Below are 13,729 nucleotides of genomic sequence, written 5' to 3' on the forward strand. Positions count from 1 at the left end.
CCCCATAACAACATAGACACTCATGGCCACACCGCTGAAGACCTTGATCGGGAAGTTGAACCAGACCTGCCGCCAGGCCGCCGAACGCGCGGCGAGCCTGTGCATGGCGCAAGGCCACTACGAGGTGGACCTGGAGCATCTGTTCCTGGCGCTTCTGGAAAAGCCCGCCAGCGACGTGAGCATCATTGCGCGGCGCTGCCACATTCATACCGATGCGCTGGAAGCCGATTTGAAGGCCGAGATCGGCCGGTTCAAGAACGGCAACACGCGCACGCCCGTGTTTTCGGCGCATTTGCCCAAGTTGTTCGAGCATGCGTGGCTGATCGCGTCGCTGGATACGCAGACGACCCGCATCCGCTCGGGGCACCTGCTGCTGGCGCTGTTGACGGAGCCGGACCTGGCGCAGCTGGCGCGCCGGGGCTCGCCGCTGTTCGAGTCGTTCCGGCTTGACGAGCTCAAGCATGATTTCGCCGCGCTGACGCAGGGATCGGAGGAGGCGGGGCAGGCAGTGGGTTTCGCCGATGGTCCGGCGGCGCAAGGCGATGCCGGCCAGCCCGCGCCCGCGCTGTCGCAGACGCCAGCGCTTGACCAATTCACCACCAACCTGACCGAGCGTGCGCGCGAGGGCGGGATCGACCCGGTGATAGGCCGCGACGCCGAGATCCGCCAGATGATCGACATTCTGACGCGGCGCCGGCAGAACAATCCCATCCTGACCGGCGAGGCGGGCGTGGGCAAGACCGCGGTGGTCGAGGGGCTGGCGCTGCGCATTGTGGCGGGCGACGTGCCGCCGGCCCTGGCCGACGTGACGCTGCGGGTATTGGACATGGGTCTGCTGCAGGCGGGCGCCAGCGTCAAGGGCGAGTTCGAGAACCGCTTGAAGAATGTGATCGACGAGGTCAAGAAGAGTCCGTCGCCCATCATCCTGTTCATCGACGAGGCGCATACGATGATCGGCGCGGGCGGGCAGGCGGGCCAGAACGATGCCGCCAATCTGCTCAAGCCGGCCCTGGCGCGCGGAGAACTGCGCACCATCGCGGCCACCACCTGGAGCGAATACAAGAAGTACTTCGAGAAAGACGCCGCGCTTGCGCGCCGCTTCCAGGTCGTCAAGGTCGAGGAACCGGACGAGGCGCTGGCGGCGTCGATGCTGCGCGGCATGGCGCCGCTGATGGAGCGCCATTTCGGCGTGCGCATCCTGGACGAAGCCATCGTTGCGGCATCGCGGCTGTCGCATCGCTACATCACCGGGCGTCAGCTGCCCGACAAGGCCGTCAGCGTCCTGGATACGGCTTGCGCGCGCGTGGCGCTGGGCCGCAGCGCCACGCCGGCGATGATCGACGATGCGCGCCATCGCTTGACGCGCCTGCGCACCGAGCAGGAAGCGCTGCGCCGCGAAGCCGCCACCGGCGCGCCGCAGGCCCGGCTGGTGGAGCTGAGCGCGGAAATCGCGCAGGGGGAAGCGACGCTGGCCGACGCGGAAGGCCGGCACGCGGCCGAGACTGACCTGGTGGAAAGGATTCATGCCCTGCGCGCCGAACTGGAAGCGGCGGGCGCGGATGAGCCGGGTCAGGATGCGTCCGCCGCACCGGCACCCGCGCCCGCGGCGGGCCGGCGCAAGGCGGCGCCCGCGCCGCTCACGCCCGGGCAGCAGCGCCTGGCCGGCCTGATGGAGGAACTGCGCGCCCTGCAGGGCGAGCAGCCGCTGGTGCCCGCGTGCGTGGACGCGCAGATCGTTGCGGAAATCATTTCGGCGTGGACCGGCATTCCGCTCGGCCGCATGGTGAACGACGAGATCCGCACCGTGCTGCAGCTGCAGCCCATGCTGGCCGAGCGCGTCATCGGCCAGGACCACGCGCTGCACGCCATTGCCCAGCGCGTGCGCACGGCCCGCGCCGGCCTGGAAGATCCGGACAAGCCCAAGGGCGTGTTCTTGTTCGTGGGGCCGTCCGGCGTCGGCAAGACCGAGACGGCGCTGGCGCTGGCCGACATTCTTTACGGCGGCGAGCGCAAGCTGGTCACTATCAATATGAGCGAATACCAGGAGGCCCACAGCATTTCGGGCCTGAAGGGATCGCCGCCCGGCTACGTGGGCTATGGCGAGGGGGGCGTGCTGACCGAGGCGGTGCGCCGCCAGCCCTACAGCGTGGTGCTGCTGGATGAAATCGAAAAGGCTCATCCCGATGTGCTGGAGCTGTTCTTCCAGGTGTTCGATAAGGGCGTGATGGATGATGCCGAGGGACGCGAGATCGACTTTCGCAACACGCTGATCATCCTGACGTCGAACGTGGGGTCCAGCGCCATCATGCAGGCCTGCCTGAACAAGCCGGCCGAAGAGCGCCCGTCGCCCGAGCAATTGTCGGAGCTGCTGGCGCCGCAGCTGTACAAGGCGTTCAAGCCCGCGTTCCTGGGGCGCATGAAGACCATTCCTTATTTCCCGGTGGACGACGACGCGCTGGCGCACATCATCGGCCTGAAGCTCGGGCGCATCGCCCGCCGTGTCCAGGCCACGCATCGCGCAGTGTTCGACTGGGACGAGGCGCTGGTGGAAGCCGTGCTGGCGCGCTGCACCGAGGTGGATACGGGCGCGCGCAACGTGGATCACATTTTGAACGGAACGCTGCTGCCGGAGATCGCCGAACAGGTGCTCAGCCGCATGGCGCAGGGTGAGGGCATCGCCAGGATCCGCGTGAGCGCGGGCAAGAATGGCGAGTTCCGGTTCCGGATGAGCTGACGAGAGGAGACGCCGACATGGCCCTTGAACTCGCCGCCGCCAGCCTGTTGGGCGCGGGCTTTACGCAGGCCGACCGCCTGCTGGACCTGACGACGCCGCTGGGGCAGGACAAACTGCTGGCCGAGCGGCTGCAAGGCAGGGAGCAGCTGAGCGACGGCGGCTTCGTCCTGCATGTGGACGCGCTGTCCGACGATGCGCACATACCGCTGAAGTCGCTGATCGGCCAGGCCGCGCAGCTGAAACTGCAGACCGCCTTGGGGCGCGACGAGCACCGCGTCTGGTGCGGTCTGGTGACCGAGGCGCGGTTTGAGGGGGCCAATGGCGGCTTTGCGCGCTACCGTCTGCGCATCGAACCGTGGCTGGCGCTGCTGCGCCAGCGGCGCGACAGCTACGCGTTCCAGGATCTGTCGGTGATCGACATCGTGGACAGCGTATTTGGCGACTACAAGGGCCAGGGCGCGCTGGCGCCCCAGTGGCGCTGGGAAGTGAAGGATCGCGACGCCTATGCCAAGCGCAGCCTGACGATCCAGTACCGCGAGACCGACTTCGCCTTCGTGGAGCGCCTGCTGGCTGAAGAGGGGCTGTTCTACTGGGTCGAGCATGAAGCCGGCGAGGGCGAGCCCGGCGCCCACACGATTGTCATTGCGGATCACAATGGCGCATTCGAAGCGGGTCCGCAGGACAGCATTCCGTTTCAGCGCGCCGACGCCACCGAGGAGCAGGATTCCATCCAGGTCTGGCGCCAGAGCCGCGCGTGGCGCACCAATGCCGTGCGCCTGGCCACCTGGGACTATCGGGCCATGCAGGCGCGCAAGGTCAGCGCCCAGGTCGAAGACAAGTTCGCCAACGCCATGGAGCTGGCGGATTCGGATTATCCCGGACAGTATCTGTTCGAGGACGGGGCGCAAGGCGAGCGCCTGGCGCACAACGCGCTGGCGGCGCAGCGCGTGCGCCAGTCCCTGTACGAGGGCGAAGGCACCGCGCGCACGTTGGCGCCGGGTCAGCGATTTACGCTGACGGGCCACTGGGGGCCGTCGCAGGGCGCGGGCGCCGATTTCGTGGTGATCGGCATTGGCCACGAGGCGCGCAACAATTTCGACGAAAGCCTGGGACGAGCCGTGGCGCAGGCCCTGGGCGCGGCAGGCGGACAGGCGGACGGCGAGGCGGACTTCTACCGCAACCGTTTCGAGGCCATCGCCGCCACGCTGGAATACCGGCCCAGCACGCGGGACGGCCATGGCGCACGGCTGCATCCGCGCCCCACGGTGCATGGCGCGCAGACGGCGCTGGTGGTGGGCGCCGGCGATCCGGTCCACACCGACCGCGACCACCGTATCAAGATCCAGTTCCATTGGCAGCGCGGCAGCGCGTCGAGCAACCGCCAGGATCATCCGGCGGGCGACGACAACGCGCCGGCCAGCGAGGCCCTGGGCACATGGGTGCGCGTGGCCGAACCGGTGGCAGGGTCGGACTGGGGCGGGCATTTCGTTCCGCGCCTGGGACAGGAGGTGCTGGTGCAGTTCCTGCATGGCGATATCGACCGGCCGGTCGTGGTGGGCGCGCTGTATAACGGCGCGGGCGCCGAGAACGCCGCGAACAACCAGGTGCAGGGCGGGGCGGCCAAGGCCACGGGCAATGCGCCCGCCTGGTTCGCGGGCAGCGAGGGCGGGCACGCGCACAATGTGGTGATGTCGGGCTTCAAGACCCAGGCGCTGGCCGCAAGCGGGCAGGGCATGGGCGGCTACAACCAATTGGTCCAGGACGATACGCCGGGCCAGTCGCGCCTGACGGCGTCGACCACGCAGGCCGAGACGCGCCTGAATCTGGGGCATCTGAAGCAGCAGCGCGATAACGAGCGGCTGTCGGACCTGGGCCATGGCGCCGAGCTTGCGACCGGCGAAGCGCTGGCGTTGCGGGCGGGCGAAGGCCTGCTGATCAGCGCCGACAGGCGCGAGGACGCGGCGGGCGGCCTCCTGGATAGCGAAGAGGCCATCCGACAGATGGAAAAGTCCATCGGGCAGGCCGTTGAACTGTCCGCGACCGCCGGCCGCCAGGAAGCGCTGCTGCCCGGCGATGGGGACAAGCCGCGCGCGTTGAGCGAGCTGGATGCGGTGCGCGAGATCATCGAAGGCGCCAAGGCCGAGGAGGATGTCCGCGTGCCCGCCTACACCACGCCGCACATCCAGGTGAGCGCGCCCAAGGGGATCGGCCAGTACACGCCCCACAACGCGTACACGGTCGCCGGCGCCACGTTGTGCCAGGTCGCCCCTGACGTGAACTGGGCGGCGGGCGCGAACCTGTCGATCTGCGTGGCGCAGGGCGTCGCGCTGTTTACCAAGGGCCTGGGCGGCAGCGGCCGGGCGGTGGACGAGCAGGGCATCCGCCTGCACGCGGCGGGCGGAAAGCTGCGGCTGCAAAGCCAGAAGGCGCGCATGCGGCTGGCGGCTGAGAAGGCGGTGACGCTGGTCTCGGCGCAGGGCGCGGTGGACGTGAATGCGTCCAAGAAAGTGCTGGCGACGGCGGCGGGCGCCTATATGCGTATCGAGGGAGGCGGCATCCAGCTGCATGCGCCCGGCAAGGTGGAACTGAAGGCCGGCGTGCATAACTGGGTGGGGCCGCAAAGCGGCGCCGGCCCCGCGCAGCCTCCACAGGGCGATCTGGAAGGCTGCGCCGCGGCGCTGGAAGACGCGGCCGGCAGCGGCGCATTGGCGGCATGACGATGGACCTGACGCCCCGCCACCCCGAGTACTGGACGGCCAGCGCAGAAGCCAGCGTCGAGCGCGCGATCGCGGGCCTGCGCGCGGTGCTGGACGGGCGCGCCAACCGGCGCGTGCTGCTGTTGTGCGATTCGACGCTGGCCGATCCGCTGGCGGAGGAGATCGCGTCCGCCGGCCTGGCGCGCCGCGAGGTCGACCTGATTTCACAAGGCGCGACCGCGCCGCCCTTGTACCTGGCCGAAGTGCCGGATGAAGTGCGGCACGAGCGCCTGGTCAACGCCAGCTTGCGGCTGGCGGTGGACGAAGCCGTGCGCCCGGCGCCGGCCGCCAGGCGGGCGCGCTCGATGTCGGCGTGGCTGGCGACGGATCTGCCGCTGACGGAGGTCGCGCAGCGCCTGATTCAGCGTGCGCGTCTGCGCGATGCGCAGGGGCGCGTGCGCATCCTGCGCTTCTGGGACCCGCGCACCACCCAGTTCCAGAGCGAGCTGTACGCGGGCACGGCGCCTGCCTCGTGGATTCCGGGCGCAACGTGGATGAGCCTGGACGGGTTCGGGCGGTGGCAGACGCTGCCGGATGCGCGCGGTCCGATGCAAGCGGTGACGCCGGATTGGCCGCGGCTGGCGCGGCTGGGCCGCGTCAATGCCGTGCTGCAGCGGCTGAATGCGGAGGGCTTGCGTTATGGGCCGCAGGCGCTGGAGGCGGTGCGGCGCGCGCTGGACGCCGGGGCCGCATGCGGCATCGACGATGACGAGGACGTGGCGCTGTTTGCCGCCTGGCGGGTGCGCCTGGCCGCGCCGCTAGAGCGTGCGCCCTCGTTCATGGCGCTGTTGCGCGAAGTGCGCGAGGAAGGCGGCCGCCTGTATCGCGCCGCCGAGGACATGGACGACGAGGATTGGCAGGTGTTTGCGCAAGAGGCGCAGGCACGGGAGGATCTGCAAGCATGACGACTGACTACGACGCGCTGCCCTGCAAGGGCAAGTTCTGCGGCCGGCCGGGGCTGCCCATTCTGCCCATGCGGATCGCCTACGTGCCGGGCGGCAGGAACGACCTGCCCGACGGCGTGTACATGGACCCGGAGCTGTATTACGAGACGATGCGTCAGGGCGCTTACATGCTGCGCGCGATCACGGCCGGGTACGTCTACATCTGGGATCCGCGCCGCAGCTACGGCTGGCGCGCATTCGCGGCGACGGCGACGGGGCAGATGAAGGAAGTGCAGGTCGACGACGAAAATCGCCCGACCGATCAGCCCACCTTCACCTGCACGCGCGAAGGGCACGGCCTGGAATCCACGCTGATCAACGTCGAGGCGCCCGCCAACGCGTCGCGCACGGTGTGGGTGGGTTATTCAAGGGTGTGGTGGACGCGGGACATCCGCCGCGACCTGGCGCGCGACGAGCGCTGGCGCAAGAAGATCATGGTGGAGCTGGACGCCAAGGCGGTGTGGGGAGGCGGCCATCCCAAGCCCGAGACCGGCTATCGCGTGGCGGAAGACGGCGCCAACCTGGCCCGGCACTCGGTCGAGTTTCGCGATGCGGCGGGCGCCGCCACCCTGTTCGGCAACACGCTGACGCCGGCCGTGAGCGTGTTTGGCGGGCAGGGCGCGGCCGTGGCGGCGAAGATGCGGCAGATGACGCCCAAGGGCGGCATCGTCCTGGCGCTGCGTGATCCGGTGGGCATCCTGGCGGATGTGGCGACCTGGCGCAATAAATGCATGGGCGAGCTGGCCGAACACCATCTGGAACCCACGCGCATGCGCGAAGTCGGGGTGGCGCAGATCATTGATGGTTTGCAGAAGCAGATGGCGAACACGGGCGACGAGATCAGGCGCCTGCGCGAACGCGTCGATACCGGCAAGGTCGCCAAGACGCTCAGCGACAACAAGGCCGCGATCGACCGCATGCGCGAGAAGATCGAAGGGGCAGGCAAGGACTGGGCCTGGTGGTATGGCCGCGAGGCGTTCTGGCTGGCGCTCAAGGCGTACTCGTCCAAGGACGCCGCTGCGGGCGAACGGCTGGAAGAAGACATGGCGCTGTGCGTGGATGGCGCCGGCGCGATCGAGAGCGAACATAAGGCCATCGACGATTCGCTGAAGGACGAGGACGGCTCGAGCACCTACGCGGCGATCTGGCGCGCGCTGGCGGCGAACGACGGCGAGCTGTTGGCGTTTCTGGACCGCGAGGCCAAGGGCAAGGTCATCTCCAAGCAGGTCTCCAATGTCCGCAGGATGATCAAGAACTACAACGATTGGATCAAGGCGCGGGCGGCGAAGGGCCAGCTGCCGCCGATGCGGGTGGCGAGCGCGGCGATCGGCCGCTTCATGGCGACGCAATTGCTGCGCCTGACCCTGGCGGGCGATCCCATCGCCGAGCGCGTCGCGGCGCGCGTCACGTTGACGATGTCGGCGCGCATGAACATCGTGATGGCGGTGCGCACGCACACCACCACCTTGCCGCGGATGATCGCGGACATGCACCAGATCGTCTGGGAGCCCAACCCGGTGGCGGTGACAGTGGGCGGCGGCGCCGGCATCTATGCGACAAAGCAGATGCAGTCCGGCTGGATGGGCACGCAGGCCGAGCGCTCCACCCCGGTCACGCTCAACTACATCATTCCCGAGGAAGTCGATGCGCAGCTGAACGCTGCTGCGGCGGCGCCACCGCGGCCCGGCGGCGGCGGAGCCCCAGCGCTGGCGCTCCCCGCGCCTGCACCGGTGCTGGCCTTGCCCGCGCCGACCATGTCGCCGCTGGCGGGCTTGGTCAAATGGGCAAGGACCAAGGACGGCGCGAATGCGGGGGCGACAGGCGTGATGACGCTGGTGGCGCTTTATGCGTCGGTCTCGGATCTGCGCAAGGCGCAGGTCGTCCAGGACGCCAAGGCCGCGCGCAAGGCGTGGTTCGGCATCACGTCGGGAGTGCTGGGCGTGGGCAGCGTGGCGATCGAAGTGACGGCGGGCGCGATCGGCGCGCGCGTGGGCGCCAACACGGCCTTCACGATGAACCTGAAATTGAACATGCGCCTGACGGCCGTGCGGACGGCGGGCGCCGTGTTCGCGGCGGCGGCCACGTTTGTGGACGGGGCCAACAATGCGCTCAATGCCATCGACCAGTACGACGTGAAGAACTACGAGGCCGGCAGCGCCTATGCCACCTCATCCGTGTTCCTGCTGTTGTCCGGGCTGACCGGCGTGGCCACCGCACTGGTTTCGCTGGGCGGGGCATTCAGCACGGCCGGGGTGGTGGCGGGTGCAGGCGGCTTTGGCAGTGCGATGGTCGGCCTGACCAGCGGCGGCACCGTGCTGCTGGGTATTCCCGTGTGGGGCTGGATTGCGCTGGGCCTGTGCCTTCTGGCCGCCGGGCTGTACTTCAAGTTCTGGGGCGACAGCGCCAAGGACAGCGAGCTGGAGACCTGGTTCACCTGCTGCTGCATGCGCTCCGCGCAATTCGCGGACGTGGAGGAGCGTATGCTCTACGCGACGCGCGAAGAGGAGCTGGATGCGTTCAACCGGGCCGTGTTCGGTGTGCGCGTGAAGCTGGAATGGATGGGATTCTGGCAGGGCGAGGTTTTCGGCCGGGATCGCCTGGTGCTGGACGTGGTAATGCCAGGCTATTCCGAACACAGCGATTACGCGTATATCCTAAAGCTCGTTGGGGACGGCGTCAGCGCTGTCGTGGCGAGCAAGGGCTCCCCGCGCGCGACCGACCCGGACTTGCTGCCGCGCGGGCCGTCCAATGCGCAGTGGGTGCAGGGGCGCCCGCGCGAGGAAACCTGGGCCGACCGCGTGGACAACTACGTAGACAATTTGAGTTCCCGTCCGGGTTGGGCGGATGGCTGGCGCTGGATCCGCAAGGACCGAAGCCAGTCCATTGAGTTCACCGCCAAGCCTTGGGACGAGTCGGTGCAGTTCAATGTCAGCAGCGGTTGCGGGATCCTGCGCACGGAAGTGCTGGTCGATGACGATATCTTCCACGAAGCGATCCTCAAGGTCGAATACTGGCCCGATCCGGATCGCATGCCCGACATCCGCTCGGTGCCGATGGGCGCCCGTGGTTCAAATCTTGTAAAAGCGAATAACTGACAAGGCGCACGCATGAATAGCAACGAAGGGATCCCGGTGTCGGTCTATACCCGATGGCACCAGTTATCGGTGCCCTTGGCGTTCGCCCTGGCGGTGGGAAGTTTCATGCTGGTGGTGTTCAACCGCGGGCCGATCGGCCTGGCGGCCGTGCTGGCGGTGCTGGGACTGCTCGTGCCGCCGCTGGTGGCGTTCCGGGGCTTTCCCACGCGCAATGCCGTCAAGGTGACGGCGGACGGGCTGGAGTTTTCGCGCCGGTCCTCCATCGCCTTCGCCGACCTGTCCAGTTGGGGCACGGACGACTATCTCAAACTGGTTCGTCCCGGCCTGCCGACGCTGCTGGTCAGCGCGGCGGACCTGCCCAGCCGCGAAAGGCTGCTGCGCGAGTTCGAGCAGGCGCTGACGGTATGGCAGAAGCGTCAGCCGGCCGGCACGCAGGCGGCGCGCCGCACGCATTTCTACGGGTCCACGGGCGGGCGCCTGGTGGGCTTGCTGATCACCGCGCTGGGGACCGGGGCGGCCATCATGGCGCTGAATCTGCGCGAGCCGTCGATATCGCTTGCTATCGTCGGCGGCCTGGGAGCCTTGTTCGGATTGGCGATGCTGTTCGGCCGGCGGGGCTGAATAGGGGGCATGGCAGGCGCGTCCAGGGTACAAAATGTTGCCCGGCGGCCTACTTCCGCTTGCTAGCATGATCCACGCCGGAATGATCCGGCATTCGGATGGACAGTGGAGGTTGCCATGAATTCAAGAAGAACACTCAACCGGATCGCCGTGCTCGCGGCGGCGGGCGCGCTGCTGGCGGGTTGCGCGACGCAGCAGCAAACCAACACCGCGGTGGGGACGGGGGCGGGCGCGGCGCTGGGCGCCGGCATCGGCGCACTCATCGGACATGGCAAGGGCGCGGCTATCGGGGCCGGCATTGGCGCGGTCGCGGGCGGCCTGGTCGGCTACAACTGGAAGGTGGTCAAGGACGACGTGCAGAAGTCAGGCGCTTCGTCGCTGGGCATCGACGTGGTGGAAATGCCGGACGGCAGCCTGAAGGTCAATATTCCCAGCGGCGTGTCGTTCGACACGGACAAGACGCAGCTCAAGCCGGCGCTGCTGCCGGTCCTGGACAGCGTGGCGCGTTCGCTCAACCAGCACCCGGAACTGCGGGCCAAGGTGGTCGGCCATACCGACAGCACCGGCTCGCTGGCGCATAACCAGACCCTGTCGGTGAACCGCGCGAAGAGCGTCACGAATTACCTGTCCGGCCAGGGCGTGGCGGCTAGCCGCCTGACGGTGGAGGGCCGGGGCCCGAACGATCCTATCGGCGACAATGCGACTGCCGAAGGGCGCGCGCTGAACCGGCGCGTCGAAATCTACCTGTACGCGGTCCGGCAGTAAGCGCGGGCGCGTCGCTTGTTTCAGGGCGGCCGGCGCGATGCGCCGCCGCCCTTTATTTCTGGAGTCCGCCATGAGCATGTTTCCTCCCGCCCGCATCGGCACCGACACCGCCGTCGCCGCGCTTACCGGATGGCAAGCGGTGGCCATGCGGGACGCCATCGAAAAACGGTTCCGCTTCCCCAATTTCAACGCCGCCTTCGGTTTCATGGCGCGCGTGGCCATGTTCGCGGAAAAGCTGAACCACCATCCCGAATGGACCAACGTTTACAACCGCGTGGACGTGATCCTGACCACCCATGACGCGGGCGGCGTGACCGAACTGGATGTGCGCATGGCGCAATTCATGGACGAGGCCGCCGCGCAGGCGGGGGCGACGGCGCCCAAGGGCTGAACGCCAGGGCGTTCAATCGTCGGTATCGTCCGCGCTGGCGTGCAGATGGCCGATCAGGCGGTCCAGCATGTCGCCCAATTGGCGCTGCTCCTGGGCGCTGAGGCAGCCGAAGATTTCGTCGTTGCGGCGCGCGATCAGGTCGATGATGCGCCGGTATTGCGCGAGGCCCGCATCGGTGGGCGCCAGCACCACGCCGCGTCCGTCGGACGCGGACACTTTTTTTTCAACCAGACCGCGGTCGACCAGCGCCTGGGCCGAGCGGCTGGCCTGGCCCTTGTTCAGGTTGGCCGCCCGGGCCAGGTCGTTGACCGACAGCGGCGCGTAGCGGCCGATGGCCGCCAGGCAGCGCGCCTCGCCCAGGGGGATGTCGCAGTCTTTCAGGTAGGCGCGATTCGTGTCCCGGTCCGTGATCTTGTTGAGCACGTGCAGGCGGTAGGTCAGGAAGCGTTCCAGGGCGGGCGTGTTCACGTCGGGCGGGCAGGGGTGGGGGCCGGATAGTTTGCCATAGGGGCGTCGGACAGGCTGGCTGCCTCGGCCTGCGCCAGCAGCGCGAGGGCGTCCGCCGCGCTGGCCTGGCGGCTGAGCAGCGACAGCCCGAGTATCGAGAGGAACAGCGGCGCGCGGGATTCCCCGACGCGGGTCAGCGCCTGCGCCATGCTGGTGTAGACCTGGTCCAGTTCATCGTTGTTCATGCTTGGCCTTTCGTCGGGGCGCCCAGGGTGAGCGAGGGGTAGTAGGGCGCCAGCGCGGCGCGCAATGCCGCGGGGGCGGGGGCCTGCCAGCGGCCCAGCACATAGCCGTCGGGACGCAGCAGGTAGACGGTTCCGGCATCGCCGCCGTAGCGCTGGCGCAATTGGCCATGCTCGTCCCGCAGGCCGTCTGCGCCGGCGCGCAGCACCCGCAGCGGATGGGGGGCGCCTTGCGTTGCGGCGGCCAGGACGTCCAGTTCGGCCGACAGGCCTGCGTCGGGGGACAGCGCCAGCGCCACGAAGCCGGCGCCGAAATTCGCGCTGAGGTAATGGGGCGTGCCGCCATCCTGCAGCAGGACGTCGGGCGCGGGCTGTCCGGGCGCGGCGGCCTGACCGGCCCGCGGCAGGCCGTCCGTCAGGTTCAGCGGCGAGGCATCGTACGAAATGGGCGCCGACTGCCGCGGGTTGATCAATGGCCGGACGGACTCGTCCGCCAGGGCGAGGCGCAGGGCGGCCTCGCGCATGAGGCGAAAGCCAAAATCCGGCGGCGCCATGAATTCGGTGCTCTTGGCGCCGTAGGCTAGGTTCTGGCGGGTGGCGTGGACGCGCTCGACGCTGTAGCTGTCCAGCAGGCTGTCGGGCGCCTGGCCCTTGAGCACCCAGGCCAGCTTCCAGGCAAGGTTGCCCGCGTCGTCCAGTCCCGAGTTCAGGCCGCGCACGCCGAAGATGGGGACAAGATGGCCGGCGTCGCCGGCGAACAGCACGCGCCCGTGGCGGTAGCTGTCCAGCGTGAGGCACTTGGCGTTGTAGATGGAAATCCAAAGCGGCTTCCAGGGCGCGGTTTCGCCGATCATGTCCAGGTGGCTCTGCACGCGCGGCAGCACGTTCTCAGGCTTTACGGCTTCTTCGGGGTCTTCGTCGTCGCGGATCTGATAGTCGACGCGCCACACGTTGCCGGGCTGGCGGTGCATGAGCAGGGTGGAGCCAGGATTGGACGGGGGGTCGAACCATGCCAGGCGTTCCACCGGGCGCTGCGATTCCTGTTCGATGTCGACGATGACGTAGCGGCCTTCGTACTGCATGCCTTCGAGCTTCAGGCCCATGGCTTCCCTAACGGCGCTGCGGCCGCCGTCGCAGGCGATCAGCCAGTCCGCGCGCACGGTGTGGCGTTCGCCGCCGGTCTCCACTTCCACCGAGACGCCGTCCGGGCCAGCCTGCAGGCCGGCCACCCGGCTGGACCACTGCAGCGAGGCCAGGCCGGGATGGCGCTGCATGGCCTGGTGTGCGTATTCCTCGACGTAGTACTGCTGGATGTTGACCATGGGCGCGTAGCGCTGCAGGGGATCGTGCGGCATTTCGAAATGCAGGACTTCGCGATCGCGAAAGTAGCTGCGGCCGCCGGTCCAGGCCAGGCCGGTGGCAATCAGCGGCTGGTCCGCGCCGATCCATCCCAGGATTTCCTGCGAGCGGCGCGACATGCAGATGGCCCGGCTGCCGCTGCAATAGCTGTCGTCGGCCTCGACGGTGAGGGAGGCGATGCCGTATTCGGCCAGCAGGGCGGCCAGCGTCAGGCCGACCGGGCCGCCGCCGGCGATCAGCACGGGAACGTGGGAAGGGAGCGTCATGCTGTCTCCATGATTTGGTTGTTTGCGCAACTATATGCCGAGTATGTTGCGGGCGCAACTATTTTTGGAGGACGTAAAAAAACCCGCCGGATGGGCGGGTTTCGAGGGC

General features: G+C 68.4%; 10 protein-coding genes. 7 read left to right on the top strand and 3 right to left on the bottom strand.

All coding sequences use genetic code 11. The features are described 5' to 3' along the window. Positions 1-22: 22 nt before the first annotated feature. The 7 genes from tssH to KYC_RS27245 all read left to right on the top strand — a co-directional run bounded on the left by tssH (position 23) and on the right by KYC_RS27245 (position 11,306). A complete protein-coding gene (gene tssH, locus KYC_RS27215; RefSeq protein WP_008168623.1) occupies positions 23-2,734 on the top strand; it encodes a type VI secretion system ATPase TssH in 2,712 nt (903 codons plus the stop codon). Positions 2,735-2,751: 17 nt separating this feature from the next. Beyond that, positions 2,752-5,451, top strand: coding sequence for a type VI secretion system Vgr family protein (locus KYC_RS27220; RefSeq protein WP_008168624.1), 2,700 nt, complete (start codon positions 2,752-2,754; stop codon positions 5,449-5,451). Next, on the top strand, positions 5,448-6,395 hold the full coding sequence (locus KYC_RS27225) for a DUF4123 domain-containing protein (RefSeq protein ID WP_008168625.1): 948 nt from the start codon (positions 5,448-5,450) through the stop codon (positions 6,393-6,395). The genes KYC_RS27220 and KYC_RS27225 overlap by 4 nt, the downstream gene beginning before the upstream one ends. Next, positions 6,392-9,529: a T6SS effector BTH_I2691 family protein gene (locus KYC_RS27230; protein ID WP_008168626.1), complete on the top strand. Its 3,138-nt coding sequence runs from the start codon at positions 6,392-6,394 to the stop codon at positions 9,527-9,529. Before KYC_RS27225 ends, KYC_RS27230 begins: the two co-directional genes overlap by 4 nt. Before the next feature lie 12 nt (positions 9,530-9,541). Further along, entirely contained in the window at positions 9,542-10,150 is a 609-nt protein-coding gene (locus KYC_RS27235; RefSeq protein WP_008168627.1) for a hypothetical protein, read from the top strand. A gap of 117 nt (positions 10,151-10,267) precedes the next feature. After that, positions 10,268-10,915: a YiaD family glycine zipper/OmpA-like lipoprotein gene (locus tag KYC_RS27240; RefSeq protein ID WP_043519392.1), complete on the top strand. Its 648-nt coding sequence runs from the start codon at positions 10,268-10,270 to the stop codon at positions 10,913-10,915. Between the two features lie 70 nt (positions 10,916-10,985). After that, entirely contained in the window at positions 10,986-11,306 is a 321-nt protein-coding gene (locus KYC_RS27245) for a 4a-hydroxytetrahydrobiopterin dehydratase (protein WP_008168629.1), read from the top strand. Between the two features lie 12 nt (positions 11,307-11,318). Here the strand turns inward: KYC_RS27245 and KYC_RS27250 are convergent, their stop codons facing one another. The 3 genes from KYC_RS27250 to KYC_RS27260 are packed head-to-tail and all read right to left on the bottom strand — an operon-like array spanning position 11,319 to position 13,620. Next, positions 11,319-11,774: a MarR family winged helix-turn-helix transcriptional regulator gene (locus KYC_RS27250; protein ID WP_008168631.1), complete on the bottom strand. Its 456-nt coding sequence runs from the start codon at positions 11,772-11,774 to the stop codon at positions 11,319-11,321. Continuing rightward, positions 11,771-11,998, bottom strand: coding sequence for a hypothetical protein (locus KYC_RS27255; RefSeq protein WP_008168633.1), 228 nt, complete (start codon positions 11,996-11,998; stop codon positions 11,771-11,773). The genes KYC_RS27250 and KYC_RS27255 overlap by 4 nt, the downstream gene beginning before the upstream one ends. Continuing rightward, on the bottom strand, positions 11,995-13,620 hold the full coding sequence (locus tag KYC_RS27260) for an FAD-dependent oxidoreductase (protein ID WP_008168635.1): 1,626 nt from the start codon (positions 13,618-13,620) through the stop codon (positions 11,995-11,997). Before KYC_RS27260 ends, KYC_RS27255 begins: the two co-directional genes overlap by 4 nt. Positions 13,621-13,729: the final 109 nt, after the last annotated feature.

Origin of the sequence: Achromobacter arsenitoxydans SY8, assembly GCF_000236785.1 — a bacterium.
Taxonomy (GTDB): domain Bacteria; phylum Pseudomonadota; class Gammaproteobacteria; order Burkholderiales; family Burkholderiaceae_B; genus Achromobacter; species Achromobacter arsenitoxydans.

Excerpts from the sequence above, each read along its gene's own strand:
- tssH (WP_008168623.1), top strand. The coding sequence starts at position 23 with ATGGCCACACCGCTGAAGACCTTGATCGGGAAGTTGAACCAGACCTGC.
- KYC_RS27225 (WP_008168625.1), top strand. The coding sequence starts at position 5,448 with ATGACGATGGACCTGACGCCCCGCCACCCCGAGTACTGGACGGCCAGC.
- KYC_RS27240 (WP_043519392.1), top strand. The coding sequence starts at position 10,268 with ATGAATTCAAGAAGAACACTCAACCGGATCGCCGTGCTCGCGGCGGCG.
- KYC_RS27245 (WP_008168629.1), top strand. The coding sequence starts at position 10,986 with ATGAGCATGTTTCCTCCCGCCCGCATCGGCACCGACACCGCCGTCGCC.
- KYC_RS27220 (WP_008168624.1), top strand. The coding sequence starts at position 2,752 with ATGGCCCTTGAACTCGCCGCCGCCAGCCTGTTGGGCGCGGGCTTTACG.
- KYC_RS27255 (WP_008168633.1), bottom strand. The coding sequence starts at position 11,998 with ATGAACAACGATGAACTGGACCAGGTCTACACCAGCATGGCGCAGGCG.
- KYC_RS27260 (WP_008168635.1), bottom strand. The coding sequence starts at position 13,620 with ATGACGCTCCCTTCCCACGTTCCCGTGCTGATCGCCGGCGGCGGCCCG.
- KYC_RS27230 (WP_008168626.1), top strand. The coding sequence starts at position 6,392 with ATGACGACTGACTACGACGCGCTGCCCTGCAAGGGCAAGTTCTGCGGC.
- KYC_RS27235 (WP_008168627.1), top strand. The coding sequence starts at position 9,542 with ATGAATAGCAACGAAGGGATCCCGGTGTCGGTCTATACCCGATGGCAC.